Genomic DNA, 24603 nt, shown 5'->3' on the forward strand with positions numbered 1-24603 from the left:
CAGATGAGGCTGGACCAGCCGCAAATCAAGAGCGCGCAGGGCCCGCGGACGTTGTCGTTGTTATGGGTTCTGGCGTCTTGCGTGGACGGAATACGAGGGAGTCATCATAAAAGGAAAAGTTCTCGCTCCCGGCGCACCAGCCGGGCACGCCCAGCACCGGCAGCGGCGTGAACGGCTTGGCGGCGAGAACGTCCGGCCTGCATTGCGCGGCCAGCCAGGCGTCCAGGTCCGCGCCTGGCCCCAGGGCCGGCCCGGGGCACCAGACATGCGCGGTGAGATCCTTGCGTGGCGCGGCGAGCTGCTCCAGCAGCGCATGGCCGAAGATCACCAGCCGGGCCTGCGCCCACAGCGGCCGCAGGTCGACGAACAGCCGCCGCCAGGCGCGCTCGCGCAGCGCCTGCCACAGCGCGGCAGGCGCAAGCAGCAGCGCGCCGTTCTCGTCGAACACGGTGATCGCGTCGCGCACCGGCCCGCGCCGCACCACCCTGCCGCGGGCGATCTCCTCGGCCTGCAGGCGATTGAGCGCCGCCTTGGCCTGCGGGAAGGCGAGCCACACCAGGCCGTTGAAGAAGTCGTGCAGCCCCGGCCGCACGGGGCACGTTCCGCTGGCCTGGATGAAGGCTTCGTACGCAGTTGCGGGCGGCAGCGCCTCCTGCGGCACGAAGCGCACCGGCGCCGGGCCCGCCGCATTCAGCGCGTCGTGCAACGCCGCTCCACCCGCGAGCGCGCCGGCCACGACCTCGCCGGGCCGGCGCCACGGGGCGTACCACGGCGCGGCCCAGTCGACCTGCATCAGTCCTTCAGGCGCAGGTAGTTGGGCGAGAGCTCCACGTACGGCGCGTTCTTGCGCAGGAAGGCCGGGCCCGTCGCGCTCTTGCCCATGAGGCCGGCGGCCCGCAGGCGCTTCACCACTTCGTTCATCGCGATCTCGCGCCCCTGGCGGAAGCCCTCCAGCGATTCCAGCACCTCGCGCACCGGGTCCGGCGGCGGCGGCGGCGCGGCCTTCTTGCGCGCCGGCGTCTTGCGCGCGGGCCGCGGCGGCGGCGCCGGCGGTGACGCCTCGAGCGCGCCCGGCGAGCCTTCCACCGCGATCAGCTGGTCGTAGCAGCGGGCCAGATCGAGGTCGGCCGACTTCCCGCTCTGCGCGAAGCAGATCACCCAGTGGCCGGCTTCCCGCAGGCGCACCGCCAGCGGCGCGAAGTCGGCATCGCTGGACGCGATCGCCACCACGGGCGGCAGCCGCCCCTCGTGCAGCAGGTCCATCGCGTCGACCACCAGCAGTGCGTCGGTGGTGCCCTTGCCGTTGTTCACCAGCGAGCGCACGCCGTGGCGCAGCAGGCAGTCCTTCATGCCCACGAGCTTCTCGTGGCCGCCATAGGCGCGGCGCAGCGTCACGCGCCAGCCCTGGTGGGCCATGTGCGTGAAGGCCTGCTCCACCGCCGTGGGCGAGAGGTTGTCGGCGTCGATCAGGATGGCGGCGGCATCGCCCGCCCGCGCTTCGGCCGCGCTCATTCGACGAAGGTCCGCCACGCCAGCATCTCGCCCGCCCGCAGCGGCTTGACCTGCGCCTCGCCGAAGGGCAGCGACTCGGGCACCTGCCAGGGCTGCTTGCGGAGCGTGAGGCGCCCCGTGTTGCGCGGCAGGCCGTAGAAGTCGGCGCCGTGGAAGCTGGCGAAGGCCTCCAGCTTGTCCAGCGCGCCGGCGGCCTCGAAGGCCTCGGCGTACAGCTCCATCGCGGAAAAGGCGGTGTAGCAGCCGGCGCAGCCGCTGGCGTGCTCCTTCAGCAGGGCCGCATGCGGGGCGCTGTCGGAGCCGAGGAAGAACTTGGGATTGCCGCTGGTGGCCGCCCACACGAGCGCGCGCCGGTGGTCCTCGCGCTTGAGGACGGGCAGGCAGTAGTAGTGCGGCCGGATGCCGCCCACGAACAGCGCGTTGCGGTTGTACAGGAGGTGGTGGGCGGTGATCGTGCCGGCCATGTACGCGTCGGCCTCCGTGACGTACTGCACGGCCTCGCGCGTGGTCATGTGCTCCAGCACCATCTTCAGTTCGGGGAAGTCGCGCCGCAGCGGGACCAGCACCTTGTCGATGAAGACGGCCTCGCGGTCGAAGACGTCGACGGCCGGGTCCGTCACTTCGCCGTGCACCAGCAGCAGCATGCCTTCGCGCTGCATCATGTCCAGCGTGTGGAAGGTCTTGCGCAGCGAGGTCACGCCCATGTCGCTGTTGGTCGTGGCGCCGGCGGGGTAGTACTTGACGGCGACGACGCCGGCGGCCTTGGCGCGCGGGATCTCGCTGGGCGGCAGCTTGTCGGTGAGGTACAGCGACATCAGCGGCTGGAAGCCGAAGGCCTTGGGCACGGCGGCCAGGATGCGCTCGCGGTAGGCATTGGCCATGGCCGCCGTGATGATCGGCGGTTTCAGGTTGGGCATGATCAGCGCCCGGCCGAACTGCGCGGCGGAGTGCCGCACGACCGAGGCCATGGCCGCGCCGTCGCGCACGTGCAGGTGCCAGTCGTCGGGGCGGGTGATGGAGAGCGTTTCGGACATCGCGCGATTGTCCCACTGCATGCCCCCCCGACTTTGTCGGGCAAACGCAGGCGACAGTGCAATGCCGCGGTTTGCGCCAAGAATCGCGTGGTTCCAGCGGGTGCCATGCCGCGGAATCCGCCCGCGGGGAGCCCGGCCCGGGCCTCCCCATGCTCTATTCCGACACGCTTCGATCCCCGTCCGACCTGCCGCCGCGCGCGGCCGGGGTCCCGCCGGAAGCCGCCGCGCCCCGCCCGCGCGCCGTGCCGTGGCGGCGCGCCGTCGTGTGGCTGGAATGCGCCACCGTCATGGCGCTGCTGCTGCCGGCGGTGCTCTTCACCGCGGTGGTGCTGCACACGCGCACCCTCGCCGTCACCGACACGCAGCGCCGCGTGGAGCGGCTCGCGCGCACCGCCCACGAGCATGCGCTCAAGGTGTTCGAGACCAACGAGATGCTCCTGGCGCGGGTGGAGGACCTCGTGCGAGGCCTGTCGACCGAGGAGATCCGCCGCCGCGCCGTGCCGCTGCAGGCGGCCCTGGACCGCATGACGGCCGGCCTCCCGCAGGTCCACGCGGTGTGGCTGGCGGACGGCGCGGGGCAACTGCTGGCCAGCAGCCGGCGCAGCGGCGACCTCTTCTTCGAGGTGAGCCGCCGCCGCGAGGGGGCCGGCGGCGGCCCGGCCGGCCGGGTGGTCGTGGCCGTGAGCGCCGAGTACTTCCGGGGCTTCTACGCCGAGATCTCGCCCGAGGGCAGCGGCATCGTCCACACCCTGCTGCAGCGCGATGGCGGCGTGCTGGCCCGCTGGCCGCTGGACCTCGCGCCCGGCGACGCGCTGCCCGCCGCCAGCCCGATCCGCAAGGCCATGTCCGATGGCGAGGCGGCGGGCACCCTGCATTCCGTGTCCACCGTCGACGGCCGCTCCCGCATCGCCGCCTACCGCAAGGTCGGCAAGTACCCGGCCTATGTGCATGCCGGCATCGACGAGGAAACCGCGCTGGCCGACTGGAGGTCCGACACGCTGGTGCTGGCTGGCTTCGTGCTGCCGCTGGCCGCGATCCTGGCGCTGGCGACCTTCACCGCCTTGCGCCGCACGCGCCAGAACATCGCGATGGCCGAACGGCTGCAGCACGAATACCTGGAGCGCGAGAAGGTGGAGGCCGCCCTGCACCACTCGCAGAAGCTCGAGGCGCTGGGCCATCTCACGGGCGGCGTGGCGCACGACTTCAACAACCTGCTGATGGTGGTGAGCATGAACGCCAGCATCCTGTCGAGGCAGTCCGCCGGTGGCCCGCCGCCGCGGGCGCTGCAGGCCATCGAGAAGGCCGTGCAGGCCGGCTCCAAGCTCACGCGGCAACTGGTGGCGTTCACGCGCCGGCAGCCGCTCGTGCCGCAGCCGGTGGACTTCGCGCAGCGGCTCGAGGCCGACGGCGAACTCCTGCGCACGCTCCTGGGCAGCCGCGTGCAGGTCGAGGCGCGCGTCGCACCCGGCACGCCGCCCGTGCTGCTCGATCCCAGCGAGCTCGAACTCGCGCTGATGAACCTGGCCATCAACGCCCGCCACGCGATGCCCGAAGGCGGCAAGGTGACGCTGGACGTGCGGCCCGCGGCGCCGGGCGCCGGACCCGAGCTGGTGGTGCTGAGCTTCACCGACACCGGCAGCGGCATCGCACCCGAGCATCTGGCGCGCGTTTTCGAGCCCTTCTTCACGACCAAGGCGGTCGGCGTCGGCACCGGGCTCGGCCTGAGCCAGGTCCAGGGCCTGTGCGTGCGCGCCGGCGGGCGGGTGGAGATCCACAGCACGCCCGGCGCCGGCACCTCGGTGCAGCTGTTCTTCCCGGCCCACGCAGCGGCCCGCGAAGGCACGCCGGCGCCCGAGGCGGCCAACGATGCGGTGCAGGACCTGGACGCCGACGTGCTGCTGGTGGAAGACAACCTCGAGGTCGCCGCCGCCACGCTGGCCCTGCTGCAATCCCTGGGATGCCGCCCGGTGCACTGCGACCATCCGCGCGCGGCGCTCGCCCTGCTGGAGGAGGGAGGCGCCTTCGATGCCGTGCTGAGCGACGTCGTCATGCCCGGGGGCATGGACGGCGTGGAATTCGCGCGCCTGCTGCGCGAGCGCTGGCCGGCGCTGCCGCTGCTGCTGATGACCGGCTATGCCGAGCGCATCCCCGAGGCGGAACGCCTGCGCCTGGCCGTGCTGCCCAAGCCGGTCGATGCCGGCGTGCTGGCGCGGCGCCTGGGCGAGCTGCTGGCGGCGCGCCCGCAGCCGCTCAGTGCGACAGGATCTTGTTGAGGAAGTCCTTGGTGCGCGGCTGGCGCGCCTCCATCTGGCCGAAGAATTCGTCCTTGCTGCAGTCCTCGAGCAGCCGGCCGCCGACGTCCATGAAGATCACGCGGTTGGCGACCTTGCGGGCGAAGCCCATCTCGTGCGTCACCACCATCATGGTCATGCCCTCCTTGGCGAGGCCGACCATCACGTCCAGCACCTCGCCCACCATCTCCGGGTCCAGCGCCGAGGTGGGCTCGTCGAACAGCATCACGTAGGGGTCCATCGACAGCGCGCGGGCGATCGCCACGCGCTGCTGCTGGCCGCCGGAGAGCTGGCCGGGGAACTTGTCCTTGTGCGCCATCAGGCCGACGCGATCGAGCATCTTCAGGCCGCGCGCCTTGGCCTCGTCCTGCGAGCGCCCGAGCACCTTCACTTGCGCGATGGTCAGGTTCTCCGTCACCGACAGGTGCGGGAACAGCTCGAAGTGCTGGAACACCATGCCGACGTGGCTGCGCAGCTTGGGCAGGTTCGTCTTGGGGTCGTTCACCTGCACGCCGTTGACGAAGATCTCGCCCTTCTGGATCGGCTCCAGGCCGTTGACCGTCTTGATCAGCGTGGACTTGCCGGACCCGGAGGGGCCGCACACCACGACGACGTCGCCCTTGTCGATGCGCGCCGTGCAGTCGCTGAGGACCTGCACGGGGCCATACCACTTCGACACGTTGCGGATGTCGATCATCGGTTGCAATTCGCTCATGGGCGTTCTTTCCCTATCGGATGATCGCGATCTTCTGCTGCACGCGCTTGACGATCCAGGACAGGCTGAAGCAGATCACGAAGTAGATGACGGCGGCCAGGATGTACGACTCGCGCGGCCGGCTCAGGTTGTTGCCCGCCACGGTGAAGCCGTGCAGCAGGTCGTGCGCGGTGATGATGTAGACCAGCGAGGTGTCCTGGAACAGGATGATGGTCTGCGTGAGGAACACCGGGATCATGTTGCGGAAGGCCTGCGGCAGGATCACCAGCCGCATGTTCTGCCCGTAGCTCATGCCCAGCGCCTGGCCCGCGAACACCTGCCCGCGCGAGATCGACTGGATGCCGGCCCGCACGATCTCGCTGAAGTAGGCCGCCTCGAAGGCGATGAAGGTGATCACCGCCGTGAGCTCGGCGCCGATCGGCCGCCCGATGATGAAGGGCACCATCAGGAAGAACCACAGCAGCACCATCAGCAGCGGGATGGAGCGCATGCCGTTGACGTAGGTGGCCGCGACCAGTTCCAGCGGCTTGATGCCGGACAGGCGCAGCAGGGCCAGGATCGTGCCGAACACGATGCCGCCCAGCGTGGCGACGAGGGTCAGCACCAGGCTGAAGTACAGCCCGTTGAGGATGTAGGCCTGGAAGACCGCGGGGGTGAAGACGCTGAAATCCAGCATGTCAGTGCCCGCCGCCGGTGCTGGCCACGAAGCCCGGCACCCGCACGCGCTTCTCGATGAAGGCCATCACGCGGTTGATGGCGAACGCGGAGATCACGTACAGCACCGTGACCGCCAGGTAGATCTCGATGCCGCGCGCCGTCTCCTCCCCCGCCTGCTGGGCGAAGAAGGTCAGTTCGGTCACGGAGACCGCGAACGCCACCGAGGAATTCTTGAAGATGTTCATCGCCTCGCTGGTCAGCGGGGGGACGATGATGCGGAAGGCCATGGGCAGCAGCACGTAGCGGTAGTACTGCACCGTGGTGAAGCCCATCGCCATGCCGGCGTAGCGCTGCCCGCGCGGCAGCGCCTGGACGCCCGCACGCACCTGTTCGGCGATGCGCGCGGAGGTGAACAGGCCCAGCCCCATCACCACCAGCACCAGCTTGGGCGTGTGGGCGAAGAAGGGCAGCAGCACCGGCACCACGTGGTACCAGAGGAAGATCTGCACCAGCAGCGGGATGTTGCGGAAGAACTCGACCCAGACGTTGCCGATGCGCACCAGCACCGGGCTCTCCGGCAGGGTTCGCAAGGTGCCGATGACGGATCCCACGACCAGCGCCACGACCAGCGACAGCGCCGCCACCAGCACCGTCTGGCCCCAGGCCTGGAGCAGCCAGTCCAGGTAGGTCTGCGTGCCCGTGGCGCCACCGCTGCCGAAGCAGCCCGCCACCGCGGTCCGCTCGATCGTGTCCTGGCAAAAGACCTGCCACTCCAGGGCCATGGTCCGTCCTCTTCGTTGTTGTTATCGGGGCGCCGGCCGCATCACGGCCGGCGCGGGGCGTCGCTTACTTGTTGAATTCTTCGGCCGGCGCGTCCGACGGCGTCTTCAGCAGGCTCTTGAGCACGCTGCCCATGGGCAGGTTGACCGCCACGTTTTTCGGCGGGATCGGCTGCAGGAACCACTTCTTGTACAGCAGGTCGATCTCGCCGGCCTTGATGGCGCCGCGGATGTAGTCGTCCACCGCCTTCTTGAACTTCGGGTCGTCCTTGCGGATCATGATCGCGATCGGTTCGACGTTCAGCGTCTCGCCGACGATCTTGAAGTCCTTCGGGCTCTTCGAGCCGGCGATCAGGCCGGCCAGGATGTTGTCGTCCATCACGAAGGCGTCGGCGCGGCCCGATTCGAGCAGCAGGAAGCTGTCGGCGTGGTCCTTGCCGTACACCTCGTTGAACTGGATGCCCTGGGCGCGCTTGTTCTTGCGCAGCAGCGCCACGGAGGTGGTGCCGGTGGTGGTGGCGACGGTCTTGCCGTTCAGGTCGGCGACCGAGTTGATCTTGGAGTTCGCCTTCACCGCGGTGCGCACTTCGGTCACGTACGTGGTGAGCGCGAAGGCGACGTCCTTCTGGCGGGCCACGTTGTTCGTCGTGGAGCCGCACTCGATGTCGACGGTGCCGTTCTGCACCAGCGGGATGCGGTTGGCGGAAGTCACGGCGACGTATTCGACCGGCACGCCCGGGAGCACTGCCTTCAGGATGCGCTGGCACAGTTCGACGTGGTAGCCGGTGAACTGGTTGCCGCCCAGCGTGTACGCGAGCGGGGCAGACGACTCACGCGTGCCCATGACCACCTTGCCGGCGGCCTTGGCCTTGGCGAGGGTGTCGGTCAACTGGGCGAAAGCGCCGCTGGCTGCAAAGGCCGAGAGAGCGAAAGCCAGCAGATACTTCATCTTCATTCAAATCTCCTGTTGTTGAAACTGGAACCCGGTCGGAAATTCTAGGCCGAGCCGGGCAGGGGGCGACGGCGGCCCCGGGCGCCGACAGCTTAGGGCCAGCAAGCGGCCCTCGTAAGCAGGGTTTATGCCCGGTGGCATGCCACCGCCGCGGGGCTGCTATTCCTTCAGGAGCGAGGCAGCGCCGCCTTCGTTCACGAGAAAGTTCCACAGCGCCTGCGCCGTGCCCTTGGGTGTGTGCTTGCCGCCGGGGCGCTCGCGGTACGCGCGCACGTCCATGGTCACCGCCAGGGCACCCAGGTCCGCCGGCGCGGCGGGCACCAGCTTGTGCGCGCGCAACTCCTTCTTCACGGCGCTGTAGGGCAGGAAGGCGATGCCGTGGCCTTCCACCGCCATCACCTTCAGGCCCTCGGCCATGTCGGTCTCGTAGACGCGATCGAGGTGGATGGCGGTGCCGGCCTGCTTCAGGAGCAGGTCCGTCACCTGCCCCAGGTACGCGCCGGGCGCGTACCCGAGATAAGGCAGGGGCTGCGCACTGCGCCCGGGCAGGCGGAACACGGGCTCGCCGGTGCCGTCCGGCCTGCAGTAGGGCGCGAGCGTCTCCTGGCCGAGCGTGACGACTTCATAGCGGCCGGCATCGAGCTGCAGCGGCTGCGCGGCGTGGTCGTAGGCGATCAGCACGTCGCAACTGCCCTCCACCAGGCGCATCGCCGCGTCATGCACGTTCAGCGCGATCAGGCGGCTCTTGATCGGCCCGAACTTCTCGCGCAGGCTGGACATCCAGGCCGGAAAGAAGGTGAAGGCCAGCGTGTGCGGCACCGCGAACTCGATCACGTCGTGGCCCACCGACGCGTGCCCGCGCAGCATGGCGCGCGTGCTTTGCAGCGCCTGCAGCATCTCCAGCGACTGCGCGTAGAGCGTCTCGCCCGCGGGCGTGAGACGGGTCGGATACGAACTGCGGTCGACGAGGTCCGTGCCCGCCCACGCCTCCAGGGCCTGGATGCGGCGCGAGAACGCAGGCTGCGTGACGTGGCGCAACTGCGCCGAGCGGCTGAAGCTACGCGTTTCGGCAAGGCTGACGAAGTCTTCCAGCCATTTGGTTTCCATCGGGGGATTATGGCGATCCGAGCGCAGGTGACTCTCGCCACCATCGCTGGCGAGCACCTGTTGCCTTCCCGCCGGACCAGCCCGGGACTATCCGTCTCAGCGACTGTCCCCCGGCGCGGGTGAGACGCGTTGCCCGTGCTGGCACCACGCCCGCGCCTCCTCCTTTATGTCGCAGAGCCGGATAGTCCCGAGCTGGTCCTGCCACCTGCGCGTTCGAGCAGGGCGGCTTCGATTTGGCTTCCTCGGCCCCCCCGGGTGCGCTCACCGGAGACACGCCACCCGAGCGCGCGCCATGCAGGACCAGGATGGGACAGTCCGACTCGGCGACATCAAGGAGGAGGCGCGGGCGTAGTGCCAGCTTCGCGCCAGTCTCCCATCCGCGCCGGGGGACAGTCGCCGAGGCGGACTGTCCCATCCTGGTCCGGCAAGAGGGAAGCAGGCGTCCACGGCAAGGTGCGGGGAGCGCGCAGAAACCTGGACCCCCGCCTCCGCGGGGGTGACGATTGGCCGCCTCTGCGGGGATGACGGTTGGCCGCCTCTGCGGAGGTGACTATTGGCCGCTCCTGCCGCGTGACGGCTGGCGGCCTCAGCGCAACGACGTCCGCGCCAGCCGGCGGGCGTTCGCGGTTGCCTTGCGGTGCACCGGGGCCATTCCGCGCGCCATCACATGCTGCACATCCAGCAGGGGCACGCGCGCGCCTTGCAGCATCGCCAGCCAGGCTTTCTGCGAGGCCTCCACCATGGCCCATCCCATGGCGAACCACGACTGCCAGAAGGCATGCACCTTCTCCTGCGCCATGCCGTGGAACTCGCGCTGGTCGCGGGCGTTGGGCCGCGGGCCGGCGAGGGCCAGGCGGGTGAGCCGGTGGGCGACCACCTGCGGCACGGCAAAGGCGAGTTCGGTGGCCTGGTGGGCGAGGCGGGGAGAGCTGCGAGATTTCATGGACGCAGTCTGTGCAAGCCCCGTGCCGCCCGCTGTCGGCCGACTTCGTCAGTGGGACGGCGGGTTCGGCGGACCCTTGAGTTCCACCGTGTTGCCCTCGGGGTCGCTGAGATAGATCGAAGGTCCCTGCCCTTCGGCGCCGAAGCGCTGCGCCACCTCACCCGGCTCCACGCCGTGCGCGCGCAGGTGGGCGCGGATCGCGTCGGCGTCCCAGGGGTCGACGCGCAGGCAGAAGTGGTCCAGGTTGCGGCCTTCGCGTCCCGGCGCCGCACCGCCGGCGCGCCCGATGTCGCTGTCCACGGGGATCAGGTCGATCAGGCCGCGGCCGGCGCGCAACTGCACGAGCCGGATCTTCTCGTCGATGCGGTGCACCGGGCAAGCCAGCACCTCGCCGTAGAAACGGACCATGGCATCGACGTCCTTCACGCGCAGGACGAGGTGGTCGATGTCGCGGATGTTCAGCATGGCAGCGTCCTTTCAGAAGGGCATGAGCCTGGCCGCCACGCGGCCCTGCTCCACGATCAGCTCGCCGGCGGAGATCGGCAGCTTGAAGCGCCGCGGGCCGGCGCTGCCCGGGTTCACGTACAGCACGCCGTCGCGTTCGTCGACCAGCGGCTTGTGCGAATGGCCCGTGATCACGGCAGCGACGTCGGCAGGCGGCGGAGCGCGCCGCAGGTCGGCGATGTCGTGCACGACGAGGATGGTGGCGCCGCCGAGCCGCACGATTTCGCGTTCGCGCAGGCACCCGGCCCAGGCGCCCCGGTCGTTGTTGCCGCGCACCGCGGTGAGCGGCGCGATGCGCGCGAGTTCCTGCAGCACGGCCTCGCCGCAGATGTCGCCGGCGTGCAGGATGTGATCGCTGCCGCGCAGCCAGTCCAGCACTTCCGGCCGCAGCAGGTCGTGGGTGTCGGAGACGAGGCCGATGCGCAAGGCTGCTTCAGTCCGCCGGCTGCACCGGGGTGAGCAGGTTGGCATCGCGCGCCAGCCGCCAGCGGCCCTGCTCCTTGCGCACCACGGTGAGCGTGTAGCCGCTGCGCTCCATGCCCGCTTCGGCGCCCGGCGGCGTGACCTTCACCCACAGGCGCGTCCACAGGAAACCCCAGTCGCCCACCACCTGCACTTCCTGGATCTCGGCCTCGCCCTCGATGCGCGGCGCGCCGGGGCCGGCCTGCGACTGCGCCGCGGCCGCGAATTCGTCCTTGCGCATCGGCGCACGCCCGGGCAGCAGGAACACCACGTCGTCGGTGACGAGGTCCAGCACCGTCGCGGTGTCGCCCGCCTTGGAAGCCTGCATCCAGGTGTGGACCAGGTCGCGGATCTGCTGTTCGTCTGGGGTCATCGCGGCTCCGGAAAGGATGGGGTCGGCCGGTGGCCGTATGCTGCGGCGATGAGCACGGCCGTCCCTCGCCACATTCTGCCGGTGATCGTCCTGTCGCAGTTCGCCGGCACCTCGCTCTGGTTCGCGGTCAACGCCGTGATGCCCGACCTGCAGCGCGACTGGGGGCTGCCCGCCGAGGCACTCGGCACCCTCACCTCCGCCGTGCAGCTCGGTTTCGTCGCGGGCACGCTGGCCTTTGCGCTGCTGATGCTGGCCGACCGCTTCCCGCCCGGCCGCGTGTTCCTGGCGTGCGCGGTGCTCGGGGCGCTGTGCAACGCCGGCATGCTGCTGGCCGACGGCCGCCTGGGCGTGCTGCTGGCGCTGCGCTTCGCCATCGGCTTCCTGCTGGCCGGCGTGTACCCGGTCGGCATGAAGATCGCCGCCAGCTGGTATCGCGAACGGCTCGGGGCCGTGATGGGCGTGTTGATCGGCGCCCTGGTGCTCGGGACGGCGCTGCCGCACGGATTGCGCGCGCTGGCCGGCGACGGCAGCGGGCTGTCGTTCACGGTGGGCGGCTTGGCGCCCTGGCAGCTGGTCGTGCTGGCCGTCTCCGCCCTGGCCATTGCGGGCGGCCTGGCGACGGCGATGCTCGTGCCGCCGCATCCCCAGGCGATGCACGCGGCGCGCATCACGCCGCGTGCGCTGGGCCTGATCTGGTCGGACCGGCGGGTGCGCGCCTCGGTCTTCGGCTACTTCGGCCACATGTGGGAGCTGTATTCCTTCATCGTGCTGGTGCCGCTGATCCTGGCCACGCGGCTGGCGGGGCGCAGCGTCAGCGCCGGCGCGTTCTGGGCCATAGGCGCCGGCTTCGCCGGCTGCGTCGTCGGCGGGCTGCTGGTGCGCCGCCTGGGCAGCGCGCGCGTCGCACAACTGCAACTGGCGACCAGCGGTGCCTGCTGCCTGGCCGCGCCGCTGATGCTGGTGGCGCCCCTGCCGCTGTTCATCGCCTGGATGCTGCTGTGGGGCGCTACGGTCTCCGGAGACTCGCCGCAGTTCTCGACGCTGACGGCACAGAACGCCCCGCCCTCGGTGGTCGGCAGCGTGCTGACCTTCACCAACTGCATCGGCTTCGCGATTTCCGTGGTCAGCATCGAGGTGTTCGTGCGCGCGGCGCAGACCTGGCCGCTGGCCGTGGTGCTGCCGGCACTCGGGATCGGCCCGGCGCTCGGGCTGTGGATGCTGGCGCCGTTGCTGCGCCGCTAACCGGGAATTTCCGCTTCCACCAGCTGCTTGAGCAGGGTGAGCGATTCCTGCCATCCCATGTAGCAGGCCTCCGTGGGGATCACCTCCGGGATGCCTTCCTGCACCACCTCCATCTCGGTGCCGCCGAACACTTCGCGCAGCGTGACCGTGGTGGTCATTTCCCCTGGCAGGTTCGGGTCGTCGAAGGCGCTGGTGTAGCGCAGGCGCTGGCTCGGCACCAGTTCCAGGTAGGTGCCGCCGAACGAGTGACTGTGGCCGCTGGAAAAATTCGTGAACGACATGCGCCACTTGCCGTCGACGCGCGCGTCCATCTGGTGCACCGTGCCCGTGAAGCCGTTCGGCGGCAGCCACTTGGCCATGGCCGCGGGATCGAGGAAGGCGCGATAGAGCCGCTCGGGGCGGGTGCGCAGCACGCGGTGCAATCGGACGGTGTTGGTCGCCATGGTGCCTCCAGGTCGGGAAGGCATGCTAGCAGGCGGGTGGCGGATCCGGCCTGCAGAGAATGCAGCGGCGTGTAACCCCGGCTGAGGACGGGTGACGGGGAACAGCGCTGGGGTTTCGCTTCGCTCCACCGCCAGCCTACGGGAGGCGTGGCCGCGCCAGCCTCATACCGGCACCTTGCGATCCAGTGCCTTGCTCCAATGCAGGACTTCCACTTGCTCGCGCAGGCCGCAGGTGTAGAACGGGTCGGTCTCCATCAATTCCATCACCGCTTCCTTGGAAGGCGCCTCGACGATCCACAAGCCGCCCTTGGGGACCATGCCCGGTTCCACGCGCAGCGATCCCGCAACGAGCACCATGTCACCGTGCCCCTCGACCCAGCGGATGTGCGCATCGAGATTGGCCGTGCGCAAGTGGCCGCGACCGGGCTTGTCGGTGAAGAGGACGGCGAACAGCATGGGGTGCACAGCTTAGCGAAACTGCGCGCCCCTTCGGAGTGCGGGGTCCGTCGCGGCAGGCGCTGCGCGGTGCGGGCCTCCCAGGGGCCACGCGTCTCACGACCGCACAGTGCAGGACCAGGACGGGTCCCTGTCCGACTCGGCGACATCAAGGAGGAGGGGCGGGCGTATCGCCAGCTTCGCGCCAGTCTCCCATCCGCGCCGGGGGACAGTCGCAGAGGCGGACAGGGACCCGGCCTGGTCCGGTCCGGAGCGCACCGGAAGAAATGCGCACCGCCCATCCGCGCAAGAAATGAAAAAGGGCACCGCCAAGCGATGCCCTCATTGCGCCGTGTGCGCGAACGGCAGAGGCGATCAGTGCCCCGACGCTCCCGCAGCACCGAGCCCGGTCTCCGAACGCACCTGCTGCGCCTCGAACAGGCCGCGTTCCGTCGCGGCTTGTGCGCTGCGGTCCAGGATCGAGAACAGCCAGATGCCCACGAAGCCGATGGTCATCGAGAACAGGGCCGGCGAGGTGTAGGGGAACCAGGCGCTGCCCTTCGGGTTGCCCAGGGTCACTTCCCACACCGAGGGCGACACCACCGTCAGCGCCACGGAGGAGATCAGGCCCAGGAACCCGCCGATCACGGCGCCTTTGGTCGTGCAGTCCTTCCACAGCACCGACATGAACAGCACCGGGAAGTTCGCCGAGGCCGCGATGGCGAAGGCGAGCGACACCATGAAGGCGATGTTCTGCTTCTCGAAGACGATGCCCAGCACCACCGCGACGATGCCCAGGGCGATGGTCGTGATGCGCGAGACCTTCAGCTCGGAAGCGCTGTCGGCCTTGCCCTTCTTGAACACCGTGGCATACAGGTCGTGCGACACCGCCGATGCGCCGGAGAGCGTCAGGCCGGCCACCACCGCGAGGATGGTCGCGAAGGCCACGGCGGAGATGAAACCGTAGAACACGTCGCCGCCCACGCTCTTGGCCACCAGCACCGCCGCCATGTTGGCCGTGCCCGCGCCGCCCTTGATGATGCCCTTGGAGACATCGGCGAACTCGGGGTTGGTCAGCACCAGCGCGATGGCGCCGAAGCCGATGATGAAGATCAGGACGTAGAAGTAGCCGATCCAGGTGGTGGCCCAGAACACCGACTTGCGTGCTTCCTTCGCATCGGGCACCGTGAAGAAGCGCATCAGGATGTGGGGCAGGCCCGCGGTGCCGAACATCAGCGCCATGCCGAAGCTGATGGCGGAGATCGGGTCCTTCACGAAGCCGCCCGGCCGCATGATGGAGCCGCCGACATCGCCGGCTTCCGCCGCGCTCTTGCCGGCCATCGCCGCGATGGCGGTCTTGACCTGCACGCCCTTGGAGAACAGCGCCTCGGGGCTGAAGCCGAACTGCGCCAGCACCATGAAGGCCATGAAGCTCACGCCGGCCAGCAGCAGGCAGGCCTTGATGATCTGCACCCAGGTGGTGGCCGTCATGCCGCCGAAGAGCACGTACACCATCATCAGGCCGCCGACCAGCACCACCGCGATCCAGTAATCCAGGCCGAACAGCAGCTTGATCAGCTGGCCGGCACCGACCATCTGCGCGATCAGGTAGAAGGCCACGACGACCAGCGTGCCCGAAGCCGCGAAGGCGCGGATCGGCGTCTGCTTGAAGCGGTAGCCGGCCACGTCGGCGAAGGTGAACTTGCCCAGGTTGCGCAGGCGCTCCGCCATCAGGAAGGTGATCACGGGCCAGCCCACGAGGAAGCCGATCGAGTAGATCAGGCCGTCGTAGCCGGTGGCCATCACGGCCGCGGAGATCCCCAGGAAGGAGGCCGCGGACATGTAGTCGCCGGCGATCGCCAGGCCGTTCTGGAAGCCGGTGATGCCGCCGCCGGCGGTGTAGAAATCGGCCGCCGAGCGGGTGCGCGCGGCAGCCCACTTGGTGATCCACAGCGTCAGCAGCACGAAGGCCGCGAACATGCTGATGGCCGTCCAGTTGGTGGCCTGCTTGGCGGCCTGGCCGGGGCCGTCGCCCGCGGCCAGAACGGCGAGGGGAGCGGCCAGCGCGGCGAGCGCGAGGAGATGGCGGTGCAGGCGCGTCATTTCACTTCTTCCTCGAGGATGGCGCGCGTGAGCGCATCGTATTCGGAGTTGGCGCGGCGGACATAGAAGCCGGTGATCAGCACGGTGAAGATGATCACGCCCATGCCGATCGGCACGCCCAGCGTGGTGACGCCGGCGCCGATCGGCTGCGACAGGAAGGGCTTGTTCCACGCGATGAGCGCGATGTAGCCGTAGTACACGACCATCATCGCGAGCGTCAGCGTCCAGCCGAAGGTGTTGCGCTTGCGGCGCAGTTCCTGGTACTTGGGATTGGCGCGGATGCGCGCTGTCACGTCGTCCGCCCGCGGTGCCTGGCCCCTGGCCGGGCGCTTGCCGCCCCCAGGGATGATTGCGTCCAATGCTGTCTCGCTCACTCTTGTCCCCTTTGCTTTTGACGAGGCGCAAGTGTGGGCAGGCATGCTGACCCAAATCTGACCGCGGCGCACGTGCCGGTGCACCCCGCTGCAATTGATGCAGCGCAAGTGCCGCGGGTCGCGAGCCGCAATCATCGGGGGGCCCGTGGCCGCCTCCTTCGACTTCTCCGTTTCCCCTTTCGACTGTCTTTCCGGCGACGAACAGCGCCTGGTGCGCGACCACGTCGACATCGGCTACTGGCTCGAAGGAACGACGCTGCTCGCGCCCGGCGTGGAACCCGCGCACCTGTTCGTCGTGATCAAGGGCCGCGTGCAGCAGTTCGACGGCGACGAACTCGTGGCCAGCTACGGCCCCGACGACTGCTTCGACGGCCGTGCCCTCGTGGCGGGCAAGGCAAGCAGCCGCTTCGTGGCCCAGGAGGAAGTGCTGGCGCACCTGATCGCGCGCGGGGCCGTCACCGAACTCATCTCGCGCAACGCCACTTTCGGCGCGTTGCTGTTCGCCGACCTCTCGCACAAGCTCAGCGCGCTGGGTGCGCGCGCCGGGGCGCAGGAGCGGCAGTCGCTCGCGCTCGGGCGCGTGGGCGAGGCCTACCTGCGGCCCGCGCACGTGGTCGACGCGGACGACGACGTCGTATCGGTCGTCAAGGTCTTCCAGGCCCGCCACACCGGCAACGTGCTGGTGCGCGACACGCGCACGCAGCCGCCCCGCACCGGCGTCTTCACCACCACCGGCCTGCAGCGCGCGGTGCTGCAAGGCGCGCCGCTCGCGCAGCTGCCCGTGCGCGAGTTCGCCACCTTCACGCTGCTCACCGTGCGGCCGCAGGACTCGCTGGTGGAGGCGCTGGCGCTGATGATCCGGCACCAGGTGCACCGGCTCGTGGTGATGGACGGCGAGCGCGTGGTCGGCTTCCTCGAGCAGCTGGACCTGCTCAGCTTCCTGTCCAACCATTCCTACCTGATCTCGGTGCAGATCGTGCAGGCCGAGGATCTCGCCGCACTGGCACAGGCCGCCGAGCAGATCACGCGCCTGACCGCGCTGCTGTGGCGCGGCGGCGCGAAGGTGGGCGCCATCGCGCGGCTGGTGGGCGAGCTCAATGCCAAGCTGTTCGAGCGCGCCTGGCAGCTCATCGCGCCACCCGACCTGTTCGCCAACAGCTGCCTGTTCGTGATGGGCAGCGAGGGCCGCGGCGAGCAGCTGCTCAAGACCGACCAGGACAACGGCCTGGTGCTGCGCGAGGGCTACGCATGCCCGCACGACCTGGCGGCGATCTGCCAGCGCTTCTCGGACGCGCTCGCCACCTTCGGCTACCCGGAGTGCCCCGGCCGCATCATGGTGAGCAACCCGCAGTGGTGCCAGCCGGTCCAGGCCTTCGGCCACACGGTGCGCCGCTGGCTGGTGATGCCCGATGCCGAGAGCCTGATGGCGCTGGCCATCTTCATCGACGCCCGCGCGGTGTGCGGCGACGCCGAACTGCTCGCGCAGGTGCGCGCCGAGGTCGACCGGCTGCTCACCGACAGCGATGCCCTGAAGGCGCGCTTCGCCGCCGCCATCGATGCCTTCGAGCAGGAAGGCGGCTGGTGGAACCGCCTGTTCTTCCTGGCCGACAGCGACTCGCTCGACCTGAAGAAGGCCGGCATCTTCCCCCTGGTGCACGGCGTGCGCAGCCTGGCGCTGGAGGCGCGCCTGGCGTGCACCGGCACCGTGGAGCGCATCGAGGCGCTGTGCGCGATGGGGCGGCTGCCGGGCAACGTGGGCGCGGAGCTGGTCGAAAGCCTCTACTTCCTCATGGGCCTGAAGCTGCAGGCGGGGCTCGCGGCCGGCGACACGGGCAACGGGCGGGTGATCCACGTCGAGGCGCTCTCGCCGCTGCAGCGGGACTTGCTGAAGGACGCGCTGGCGGCCGTCAAGCGCTTCAAGGCGATGCTGCGGCACCGCTACCGCCTGGACATGCTGTGAGCCGATGACGAGCCTGTCGCCGTTGCACTGGCTGCGCGCGCTCAAGCGCGAGTGGCTGCTCTATCACCTGGGCGACGAGCGCTTCCGCTTCATGTGGGATCCGCCGCCGCCCGACGAATGGGTCGCGCTCGATTGCGAGACCACCGGCCTGAACGTGCACCGCGACGAGATCATCTCCATCGGCGCGGTCCGCATCGTGGGCGACCGCATCCTCACCAGCGAGCGGCTGGAACTGCTGGTGCGCCCGAGCAAGCGCCGCATCTCCGCCGACAGCGTGCGCGTGCACGGCCTGCGCGAGCGCGACGTGGTGGAAGGCATGGATCCCGACGAGGCGCTGATGGCGCTGATGCGCTTCATCGGCAGCCGTCCGATCGTGGGCTACTACCTCGAGTTCGACCTGGCGATGATCGACCGCGCGCTCTTCCCGCGCCTGGGCATGGGCCTGCCGCAGCCGAAGATCGAGGTCTCGGCGATGTTCTACGACTGGAAGCGCCGGCAGCTGCCGCCCTACTACGAGCCGGCGCAGATCGACCTGCGCTTCGCGACCGTCATGCAGACGCTGGACCTGCCGATGGAGGCGGCGCACGATGCGCTGGCCGATGCGGTGATGGCGGCGCTGGTGTTCGTGAAGCTGAGGCACCTGCTCGGAGACGCGGGGTGACTCCGGCCGCTCGCGCGCTGGTCGTAGGCTGGTGGTGACGCGCGTCAGCGCCGGAACCCCAGCGGTGCGTGAAAGCGCTGGGGTTGCCGAGGTCTGTCGCCTCGGACTACGCGCTGCGCGCAGCGCTCGGTCGGCCTGCGGCGCTCACCGCCAGCCTACGAACCCTGGCAACCCAGACCCTAGATCTCCCCCAGCTTCGCCGGATCGATCGGCTTCGTCCAGTGATCGTCGAAGCCCGCGGCCGCGGCGCGCGCCTTGTCCTCTTTCTGGCCCCAGCCCGTCAGGGCCACGAGCCGCACGGTGTGGTCGGCCCGGCTGCGGATCTGGCGGGCCACCTCGTAGCCGTCCATGTCGGGCAGGCCGATATCGAGCAGGACCACCTCCGGCCTGAACTCCTCGAAACGCGCCAGCGCCCCCTGGCCGTCGTGCGCCGTGCGCGGCTCGTGGTCCATCAGCTCCAGCAGCTGCGACAGCGTCTCGGCCGCATCCGCGTTGTCGTCGACGACCAGCACCCGCTTGGCGCTGCGGGCCTGTGCGGGATCGACGCCCGGCGCCGCGGCGGCAGCGACGTCCTGCGCCTGCGGCAGTGAAACGGTGAAGCGGCTGCCCTGGCCCGCTCCCTCGCTCTGCGCGCCGATGCTGCCCTCGTGCATCTGCACCAGCCCCTTGACCAGGAACAGGCCGATGCCCAGCCCCTGCTGCTCCACGGCCGCGGCGCGTGGCGCCTGCGTGAACAGCTCGAACATCTTCGGCAGGAGTTCCGGCGGGATCCCCACCCCCGAGTCCGACACGGTGACGACGATGGTCCCTTGCGCGATCTCCATCCGGACTTCGATGCGGCCCTTCTCCGGCGTGTACTTGGCCGCGTTGTTCAGGAGGTTCGCGAACACCTGCGTCAGGCGCACGGCGTCGCCGCGCACCCGCGCCGGTTCCCCGGGCAGTTCCAGCGCCAGCGAGTGCCGGCGCCGGTCGATCAGCGGCTGGCAGCTCTCCACCGCGGCGCGCAACGCGTCGCGCAGGTCCAGCGGTTCGCGCCGCAGCTCGATCTTGCCGGAGTTGATCCGCGCCAGGTCCAGCAGGTCGTCGACCAGCCGCGTCAGGTGCGTCGTCTGCCGGCGCATGATGTCGAGGGCCTGGGGCAGCAGGCGCTGGGGGTCCTGCGCGCGCGCCAGCAGCTCCAGGCTGTTGACGATGGGCGCCAGCGGGTTGCGCAGCTCGTGCGCCAGCGTCGCGAGGAACACGTCCTTGGCCGCATCGGAACGGCGCAAGGTGTCCAGCAGCTCGGCGTTGTGGATGGCGACGGCGGCCCGTGCCGCCAGCTCGGTGGCGTGCATCAGCTCGCGTTGCGTGAACACGCGGCGCGAGTCGGAGGTGATGAAGGACATCACCCCGAGCACCGCGCCGCGCGACAGGAGCGGGACGCCCATGTACGAATGCAGCCCCAGCGAACACACCGCCTCCAGGTAGCCGGCGTCGCTGATCGTGGCTTCCAGCATCTCCCGGGTGATGACCGGGACCAGCTCCGGCCGGCCGCTGCGCACCACGCTCCAGGTCCCGCCGGGGTCCGCCGGATCGGGTGGATAGCGCTCGTGCAGCTCGTGGGCGAGCCGCACCTTGCCCTCGTCGACATGCGCCACGGCGACCCGCTTGAGGCGCGTGCCGCCCTCGAGCATGTCGACGGCGCACCAGTCGGCGAAATGCGGCACGGCGAGCTGCGCGATGCGCTGCATCGTGGCGGGGTAGTCGGTCAGGCCGGCGAGCTCGGCGCTGGCCTGCGCGAGGAACTGGAGATCGGACTCCTCCGCCTTGCGGGCGTCGATGTTGACGCAGACACCCGTCATCAGGTCGGGGCGTCCCTGCTCGTCGCAGACGATGGTGCCGTGGCCTTCGATCCAGTGCACGGAGCCGTCGGGCCAGACGATGCGGTACTGCAGGGCGATGTCCTTGCAGGCCCGCACCGCTTCGTCGACCTGGGCCTTCAGCGGCGCGCGATCGTCGGGATGGACCAGCGCGTCATAGTCCCGCGGCGGTTCGCCTTGCGGAGCCATTCCGTGCAGGCTGAACATTTCCGCCGACCACCATCGGCGGCTGGTGGCCAGTTCCCGTTCCCAGGCAGCCATGTGCCCCGACCGCAGCGCCAGCTGGAGGCGCTTCTCGAGGCGGCGGCGATCACGGCCCAGGAATCGGCTGAGGGAATCGAACATGCAAGGGCATTGTTCGCAGCCTCAGCCGCCGCCGCTTGTCCGACAGTTTCCACAGATGGCCGAGGCCATCGGCGCAGCGCTCGCCGTCCGCGGCGCACCTGCAGAGCTTGCTCACCCCACCCGCCGCACCTCCATGAGCCCCTGCTGCGTCGCGTGCTCGTACACCCTGGCGTCGCGCGTGGCCATGTGCAGCAGGATCTGCGGGGCCTGCCACATGAGCACGCGGTGCAGCACCACGCCGGCGACCACCATCGCGGCGCCCGTCCAGCGCGCGCCGACCAGCGCCAGCGCGATGCCGATGCCGATCAGGGGCATCAGCAGCACGACCAGCATCAGCCGCTGCGTCACGTAGCGGCGCGCCCGCTTGGGATCGACGATCACGCGGAAGCGCCCGAAGGGCAGGCCCGCGCGGAATTCCTCGTGCGCGACATACTCCGCGAAATCCGGTGTGCCAGCGTCTGCCACGCTACATCCCCATCACTTCGGCGAACTTCTCGGACTCGGCGCTCTGCTGCAGGGCCCACATGTCGGCGTAGCGCCCGCCGAGCGCCAGCAGTTCGGGGTGCGTGCCGCGCTCGACGATGCGTCCGCCTTCCATCACCAGGATCTCGTGCGCGTCGACCACGGTCGAGAGGCGGTGCGCGATCACCAGGGTGGTCTTGTTCTGCGCCGCGCTCCTGAGCTCGGCCTGGATCGCCCGCTCGTTGGCGCTGTCGAGCGCCGACGTGGCTTCGTCGAAGATCAGGATCGGCGGATCCTTCAGCAGCGTGCGGGCGATCGCCACCCGCTGCTTCTCGCCGCCGGAGAGCTTCAGGCCGCGCTCGCCCACCATCGTCTGGTAACCCTTGGGCGTCGAGGCGATGAAGTCGTGGATGCGCGCCGCGCGCGCGGCTTCCTCCACCTCGGCACGGCTCGCGCCGGTGCGGCCGTAGGCGATGTTGTATTCGACGGTGTCGTTGAACAGCACCGTGTCCTGCGGCACGATGCCGATCGCCTGGCGCACGCTGGCCTGCGTGACCGCGCGGATGTCCTGCCCGGCGATGGTGATGCGGCCCTGCTGCACGTCGTAGAAGCGGTACAGCAGCCGCGCGAGCGTCGACTTGCCGGCGCCGGAGGGGCCCACCACCGCCACCGTCTTGCCGGCCGGGATCTCGAAGGAGACGTCGCGCAGGATGGGCCGTGCCGGGTCGTAGTGGAAGCCGACGTGCTCGAAGCGGACCGTCCACGCGGCGCTGCCGGCGCCCCCACCCCGGCGCTCCTCCTGGGCGGGAGGGAGGAAGGCCGTCAGCGGCTGCGCGCCGGGCGGGTCGGCGATCTCGCGTTCGCGCTCCATCAGCACGAACATCTTGTCCAGGTCCGTGAGGCTCTGCTTGATCTCGCGGTACAGCACGCCCAGGAAGTTGAGCGGGATGTACAGCTGGATCATGAAGCCGTTGATCATGACCAGGTCGCCCAGCGTCATGCGGCCATCGACCACGCCGAGCGTGGCGCGCCACAGCATGGCCACCAGGCCGATGCCGATGATCGTCTGCTGCCCGACGTTCAGCAGCGACAGGGTGGTCTGGCTCTTGAGCCGGGCACGCCGCAGGCGCTCGAGGCTCTGGTCGTAGCGGTTCGCCTCGAAGCCCTCGTTGTTGAAGTACTTGACGGTCTCGTAGTTCAGCAGCGAGTCCACCGCCTTGGTGTGCGCGGCGGAATCGAATTCGTTCGCCTCCCGGCGGAACTGGGTGCGCCATTCGGTGACCGTCACGGTGAACGTGATGTAGACGACCAGCGCCGCCACCGTGATCCAGGCGAACCAGGCGTCGAATTTGACGGCCAGCACGCCCAGCACCAGCGTCACCTCGACCAGCGTGGGGACGATGCTGTAGAGGGAGTACGAGATCAGCGACTCGATGCCGCGCACGCCGCGCTCGATGTCGCGCGTCATGCCGCCGGTCTGCCGCTCCAGGTGGAAGCGCAGCGACAGCGCGTGCAGGTGCTGGAAGGTCTCCAGTGCGATGCTGCGCGCCGCCCCCTGCGTCGCCTTGGCGAACACCAGTTCGCGCAGCTCGGTGAACAGCGAGGTGGACAGGCGCAGCAGCCCGTAGGTCACGAGCAGGCCCACCGGCACGGCGAGCATCGCGCCGGCGCTGCCCGGCTTGATGTTCATCGCGTCGATCAGTTCCTTGAGCAGCACCGGCACGCCGACGTTGGCGACCTTCGCGCAGATCACGAAGGCGAGCGCCGCGAACACGCGCCACTTGTACTGCCACAGGTAGGGGAACAGGCGCCCCAGGGTGGCCCAGTCGGAGCGGCCGGGCCGCGGCGCGTTGACCGCGGCCGAAGGTGTGGGAAGGGAGGAAGACGATTCGCCGCCGCGGCGCATGGAGGACAATCCGGTCAAACGTATCCACGGATTGTGCCCATGTCCACGAAACCACGTGCTGCCCTGCCGCCGCATGGCCCTGCCACCCCGCCCACCGACAAGGAACTGGTGCTCAAGGTGATCCCGATGCCGGCGGACACCAACGGCAACGGCGACATCTTCGGCGGCTGGGTCATGGCCCACGTCGACCTGGCCGGCTCCATCCTGCCGGCGCGCATCATCCGCGGCCGGATGGCCACGGTCGCGGTCAAGGAGTTCGTGTTCAAGCAGCCCGTGCGCGTGGGCGACATCCTGAGCTTCTATTCCTCGGTGACGCGCATCGGCCGCACCTCGGTGACGGTGGACGTCGAAGTCTTCGCCGAACGCTTCCAGCGCCAGGGCTCCTTCGTGCGGGTGACGGAGGCGCTGGTGACCTATGTGGCGCTGGACGAGAACGGCAGGCCGAAGGCGATCGAAACGTCGGACGCGGGCTGAGCGTCACCCCCGCGCGCTTTGATTCGTCACCCCCGCGCGCTTTGATTCGTCACCCCCGCGCGCTTTGACTCGTCACGGCCGCGCGCTTTGATCCGTCACCCCCGCGCAGGCGGGGGCCCAGAGCGGCGCGCAGCGCCGTGGGTTCCCGCCTCCGCGGGAACGACGTCCCTTGCATGCCGCTCCGCCCCCGCCTCCGCGGGAACGACGGCAGAACCGTGCCGCCCCTCCCCTGCCGCGAAGCGGGCCGCCCCCTCCAGGCCGTCCGCGATCCGTTCGCGGCTGCGCTCCCACTCGGCGCGCAGCGCCGCCTCCACGGGCTTCCCCCACTGCTCGTAAGCATTCATCCGGTCGGCACGCAGCGTCTCTTGCGGAAATGCGGCAAGCTGCAGTGCCAGGGCGATGGCGGCCTCGCGGGCCGCACCGCGCGGCACCACGCGGTTCGCCAGCCCCATGCGCAGCGCCTCGGCCGCATCCACCCTGCGGCCGGTGAGGATCAGGTCCATGGCATGGCCCATGCCGACGAGCCGCGGCAGCCGCACGGTGCCGCCGTCGATCAGCGGCACGCCGAAGCGGCGGCAATAGATCCCGAAGAAGGCGTCCTCCTCCAGCACGCGCAGGTCGCACCAGAGGGCCAGTTCCATGCCGCCCGCCACCGCCGCGCCGGCCACCGCGGCGATCACCGGCTTGGACAGGAGCAGCCGCGTCGGCCCCATGGGCCCTGCAGGGCGCGCCGTGGCCGCATCGAATTCGAGTTGCGCCACCAGGCCCGCGGCGCCGCCTTCCTGCGCCGCATGCGCACCATACTGCAGGTCCCAACCGGCGCAGAAGTGACCGTGGGCACCATGGAACACGGCCACGCGCGCCTGCGCATCGTCGTCGAAGGCGAGGAAGGCCTCGTGCAGCCGCCGGGCCGTGTCGGCATCGACGGCATTGCGCACCTGCGGGCGATCGAGCGTCACCACCGTCACGGCGTCGATCTTCTCCATGCGCACCGCAGGGGCGTCCATGCG

At 69.8% G+C, this 24603-nt stretch carries 25 protein-coding genes; 5 read left to right on the forward strand and 20 right to left on the reverse strand.

All coding sequences use genetic code 11. The features are described 5' to 3' along the window. Window positions 1-25: 25 nt before the first annotated feature. The 3 genes from JI746_RS01410 to pyrC are packed head-to-tail and all read right to left on the reverse strand — an operon-like array spanning window position 26 to window position 2546. Window positions 26-793: a DUF3025 domain-containing protein gene (locus JI746_RS01410; RefSeq protein ID WP_201686987.1), complete on the reverse strand. Its 768-nt coding sequence runs from the start codon at window positions 791-793 to the stop codon at window positions 26-28. Further along, entirely contained in the window at window positions 793-1512 is a 720-nt protein-coding gene (locus tag JI746_RS01415) for an NYN domain-containing protein (RefSeq protein WP_201686988.1), read from the reverse strand. Before JI746_RS01415 ends, JI746_RS01410 begins: the two co-directional genes overlap by 1 nt. Continuing rightward, window positions 1509-2546: a dihydroorotase gene (pyrC, locus tag JI746_RS01420; RefSeq protein ID WP_201686989.1), complete on the reverse strand. Its 1038-nt coding sequence runs from the start codon at window positions 2544-2546 to the stop codon at window positions 1509-1511. The genes JI746_RS01415 and pyrC overlap by 4 nt, the downstream gene beginning before the upstream one ends. A 149-nt stretch (window positions 2547-2695) precedes the next feature. Here pyrC and JI746_RS01425 point away from each other — a divergent pair, with 149 nt between their 5' ends. After that, a complete protein-coding gene (locus tag JI746_RS01425; RefSeq protein WP_201686990.1) occupies window positions 2696-4819 on the forward strand; it encodes an ATP-binding protein in 2124 nt (707 codons plus the stop codon). On the opposite strand, the gene JI746_RS01430 is transcribed toward JI746_RS01425, so the two are convergent. The 9 genes from JI746_RS01430 to JI746_RS01470 all read right to left on the reverse strand — a co-directional run bounded on the left by JI746_RS01430 (window position 4797) and on the right by JI746_RS01470 (window position 11329). Beyond that, window positions 4797-5534 carry an amino acid ABC transporter ATP-binding protein gene (locus JI746_RS01430; protein ID WP_201687284.1) on the reverse strand — a complete coding sequence of 246 codons (738 nt, stop codon included), beginning with the start codon at window positions 5532-5534 and terminating at the stop codon, window positions 4797-4799. The two genes, JI746_RS01425 and JI746_RS01430, sit on opposite strands and share 23 nt — an antisense overlap. 31 nt (window positions 5535-5565) lie before the next feature. Beyond that, window positions 5566-6228: an amino acid ABC transporter permease gene (locus tag JI746_RS01435; RefSeq protein WP_201686991.1), complete on the reverse strand. Its 663-nt coding sequence runs from the start codon at window positions 6226-6228 to the stop codon at window positions 5566-5568. Window position 6229: 1 nt separating this feature from the next. After that, window positions 6230-6991 carry an amino acid ABC transporter permease gene (locus JI746_RS01440; RefSeq protein ID WP_201686992.1) on the reverse strand — a complete coding sequence of 254 codons (762 nt, stop codon included), beginning with the start codon at window positions 6989-6991 and terminating at the stop codon, window positions 6230-6232. A gap of 64 nt (window positions 6992-7055) precedes the next feature. Continuing rightward, complete coding sequence (locus JI746_RS01445) at window positions 7056-7943, reverse strand: amino acid ABC transporter substrate-binding protein (RefSeq protein ID WP_201686993.1); 888 nt, start codon at window positions 7941-7943, stop codon at window positions 7056-7058. A gap of 156 nt (window positions 7944-8099) precedes the next feature. Further along, entirely contained in the window at window positions 8100-9047 is a 948-nt protein-coding gene (locus tag JI746_RS01450) for a LysR substrate-binding domain-containing protein (RefSeq protein WP_201686994.1), read from the reverse strand. 586 nt (window positions 9048-9633) lie between these two features. Then, window positions 9634-9990, reverse strand: a complete 357-nt coding sequence (locus tag JI746_RS01455; RefSeq protein WP_201686995.1) for a polyhydroxyalkanoate granule-associated phasin — start codon at window positions 9988-9990, stop codon at window positions 9634-9636. Window positions 9991-10038: 48 nt separating this feature from the next. Next, window positions 10039-10455, reverse strand: a complete 417-nt coding sequence (locus tag JI746_RS01460; protein WP_201686996.1) for a VOC family protein — start codon at window positions 10453-10455, stop codon at window positions 10039-10041. Between the two features lie 12 nt (window positions 10456-10467). Then, the gene (locus tag JI746_RS01465; RefSeq protein WP_408004070.1) at window positions 10468-10920 is read right to left on the reverse strand and encodes a metallophosphoesterase family protein; all 453 of its coding nucleotides are present in this window, start codon (window positions 10918-10920) and stop codon (window positions 10468-10470) included. A gap of 7 nt (window positions 10921-10927) precedes the next feature. Continuing rightward, window positions 10928-11329: a YybH family protein gene (locus tag JI746_RS01470; RefSeq protein WP_201686998.1), complete on the reverse strand. Its 402-nt coding sequence runs from the start codon at window positions 11327-11329 to the stop codon at window positions 10928-10930. A gap of 48 nt (window positions 11330-11377) precedes the next feature. On the opposite strand from JI746_RS01470, the gene JI746_RS01475 reads away from it, so the two are divergent. After that, a complete protein-coding gene (locus tag JI746_RS01475) occupies window positions 11378-12571 on the forward strand; it encodes an MFS transporter (RefSeq protein ID WP_201686999.1) in 1194 nt (397 codons plus the stop codon). On the opposite strand, the gene JI746_RS01480 is transcribed toward JI746_RS01475, so the two are convergent. The 4 genes from JI746_RS01480 to JI746_RS27525 form a co-directional block, all read right to left on the reverse strand. Beyond that, entirely contained in the window at window positions 12568-13014 is a 447-nt protein-coding gene (locus tag JI746_RS01480) for an SRPBCC family protein (protein ID WP_201687000.1), read from the reverse strand. The two genes, JI746_RS01475 and JI746_RS01480, sit on opposite strands and share 4 nt — an antisense overlap. Window positions 13015-13176: 162 nt before the next feature. Continuing rightward, window positions 13177-13470, reverse strand: a complete 294-nt coding sequence (locus JI746_RS01485; RefSeq protein ID WP_201687001.1) for a YciI family protein — start codon at window positions 13468-13470, stop codon at window positions 13177-13179. 354 nt (window positions 13471-13824) lie between these two features. Next, entirely contained in the window at window positions 13825-15552 is a 1728-nt protein-coding gene (locus tag JI746_RS01490) for a cation acetate symporter (RefSeq protein ID WP_201687002.1), read from the reverse strand. Continuing rightward, window positions 15549-15845, reverse strand: coding sequence for a DUF485 domain-containing protein (locus JI746_RS27525; RefSeq protein WP_330892926.1), 297 nt, complete (start codon window positions 15843-15845; stop codon window positions 15549-15551). Before JI746_RS27525 ends, JI746_RS01490 begins: the two co-directional genes overlap by 4 nt. Before the next feature lie 226 nt (window positions 15846-16071). On the opposite strand from JI746_RS27525, the gene JI746_RS01500 reads away from it, so the two are divergent. Together JI746_RS01500 and JI746_RS01505 are read left to right on the forward strand one after the other, a co-directional pair. Beyond that, window positions 16072-17886: a DUF294 nucleotidyltransferase-like domain-containing protein gene (locus tag JI746_RS01500; RefSeq protein WP_201687004.1), complete on the forward strand. Its 1815-nt coding sequence runs from the start codon at window positions 16072-16074 to the stop codon at window positions 17884-17886. A 4-nt stretch (window positions 17887-17890) separates the two neighbouring features. Further along, window positions 17891-18547, forward strand: a complete 657-nt coding sequence (locus tag JI746_RS01505) for a 3'-5' exonuclease (RefSeq protein ID WP_201687005.1) — start codon at window positions 17891-17893, stop codon at window positions 18545-18547. Between the two features lie 179 nt (window positions 18548-18726). On the opposite strand, the gene JI746_RS01510 is transcribed toward JI746_RS01505, so the two are convergent. The 3 genes from JI746_RS01510 to JI746_RS01520 all read right to left on the reverse strand — a co-directional run bounded on the left by JI746_RS01510 (window position 18727) and on the right by JI746_RS01520 (window position 23119). Beyond that, complete coding sequence (locus tag JI746_RS01510; protein ID WP_201687006.1) at window positions 18727-20751, reverse strand: hybrid sensor histidine kinase/response regulator; 2025 nt, start codon at window positions 20749-20751, stop codon at window positions 18727-18729. Between the two features lie 111 nt (window positions 20752-20862). After that, on the reverse strand, window positions 20863-21216 hold the full coding sequence (locus tag JI746_RS01515) for a hypothetical protein (RefSeq protein WP_201687007.1): 354 nt from the start codon (window positions 21214-21216) through the stop codon (window positions 20863-20865). Window position 21217: 1 nt separating this feature from the next. Beyond that, entirely contained in the window at window positions 21218-23119 is a 1902-nt protein-coding gene (locus JI746_RS01520) for an ABCB family ABC transporter ATP-binding protein/permease (protein ID WP_201687285.1), read from the reverse strand. Window positions 23120-23158: 39 nt separating this feature from the next. Between JI746_RS01520 and JI746_RS01525 the strand changes: the two genes are divergently transcribed. Continuing rightward, the gene (locus tag JI746_RS01525) at window positions 23159-23593 is read left to right on the forward strand and encodes an acyl-CoA thioesterase (protein ID WP_201687008.1); all 435 of its coding nucleotides are present in this window, start codon (window positions 23159-23161) and stop codon (window positions 23591-23593) included. A gap of 95 nt (window positions 23594-23688) precedes the next feature. Here the strand turns inward: JI746_RS01525 and JI746_RS01530 are convergent, their stop codons facing one another. Beyond that, a complete protein-coding gene (locus JI746_RS01530; RefSeq protein WP_236599473.1) occupies window positions 23689-24600 on the reverse strand; it encodes a crotonase/enoyl-CoA hydratase family protein in 912 nt (303 codons plus the stop codon). Between the last annotated feature and the right edge of the window lie 3 nt (window positions 24601-24603).

Origin of the sequence: Ramlibacter alkalitolerans, from assembly GCF_016722765.1 — a bacterium.
GTDB lineage: Bacteria > Pseudomonadota > Gammaproteobacteria > Burkholderiales > Burkholderiaceae_C > Ramlibacter > Ramlibacter alkalitolerans.

Coding starts and splice junctions, on each gene's coding strand:
- JI746_RS01410 (WP_201686987.1), bottom strand. CDS start 793: ATGCAGGTCGACTGGGCCGCGCCGTGGTACGCCCCGTGGCGCCGGCCC.
- JI746_RS01415 (WP_201686988.1), bottom strand. CDS start 1,512: ATGAGCGCGGCCGAAGCGCGGGCGGGCGATGCCGCCGCCATCCTGATC.
- pyrC (WP_201686989.1), bottom strand. CDS start 2,546: ATGTCCGAAACGCTCTCCATCACCCGCCCCGACGACTGGCACCTGCAC.
- JI746_RS01425 (WP_201686990.1), top strand. CDS start 2,696: ATGCTCTATTCCGACACGCTTCGATCCCCGTCCGACCTGCCGCCGCGC.
- JI746_RS01430 (WP_201687284.1), bottom strand. CDS start 5,534: ATGATCGACATCCGCAACGTGTCGAAGTGGTATGGCCCCGTGCAGGTC.
- JI746_RS01435 (WP_201686991.1), bottom strand. CDS start 6,228: ATGCTGGATTTCAGCGTCTTCACCCCCGCGGTCTTCCAGGCCTACATC.
- JI746_RS01440 (WP_201686992.1), bottom strand. CDS start 6,991: ATGGCCCTGGAGTGGCAGGTCTTTTGCCAGGACACGATCGAGCGGACC.
- JI746_RS01445 (WP_201686993.1), bottom strand. CDS start 7,943: ATGAAGATGAAGTATCTGCTGGCTTTCGCTCTCTCGGCCTTTGCAGCC.
- JI746_RS01450 (WP_201686994.1), bottom strand. CDS start 9,047: ATGGAAACCAAATGGCTGGAAGACTTCGTCAGCCTTGCCGAAACGCGT.
- JI746_RS01455 (WP_201686995.1), bottom strand. CDS start 9,990: ATGAAATCTCGCAGCTCTCCCCGCCTCGCCCACCAGGCCACCGAACTC.
- JI746_RS01460 (WP_201686996.1), bottom strand. CDS start 10,455: ATGCTGAACATCCGCGACATCGACCACCTCGTCCTGCGCGTGAAGGAC.
- JI746_RS01470 (WP_201686998.1), bottom strand. CDS start 11,329: ATGACCCCAGACGAACAGCAGATCCGCGACCTGGTCCACACCTGGATG.
- JI746_RS01475 (WP_201686999.1), top strand. CDS start 11,378: ATGAGCACGGCCGTCCCTCGCCACATTCTGCCGGTGATCGTCCTGTCG.
- JI746_RS01480 (WP_201687000.1), bottom strand. CDS start 13,014: ATGGCGACCAACACCGTCCGATTGCACCGCGTGCTGCGCACCCGCCCC.
- JI746_RS01485 (WP_201687001.1), bottom strand. CDS start 13,470: ATGCTGTTCGCCGTCCTCTTCACCGACAAGCCCGGTCGCGGCCACTTG.
- JI746_RS01490 (WP_201687002.1), bottom strand. CDS start 15,552: ATGACGCGCCTGCACCGCCATCTCCTCGCGCTCGCCGCGCTGGCCGCT.
- JI746_RS01505 (WP_201687005.1), top strand. CDS start 17,891: ATGACGAGCCTGTCGCCGTTGCACTGGCTGCGCGCGCTCAAGCGCGAG.
- JI746_RS01510 (WP_201687006.1), bottom strand. CDS start 20,751: ATGTTCGATTCCCTCAGCCGATTCCTGGGCCGTGATCGCCGCCGCCTC.
- JI746_RS01520 (WP_201687285.1), bottom strand. CDS start 23,119: ATGCGCCGCGGCGGCGAATCGTCTTCCTCCCTTCCCACACCTTCGGCC.
- JI746_RS01525 (WP_201687008.1), top strand. CDS start 23,159: ATGTCCACGAAACCACGTGCTGCCCTGCCGCCGCATGGCCCTGCCACC.
- JI746_RS01530 (WP_236599473.1), bottom strand. CDS start 24,600: ATGGACGCCCCTGCGGTGCGCATGGAGAAGATCGACGCCGTGACGGTG.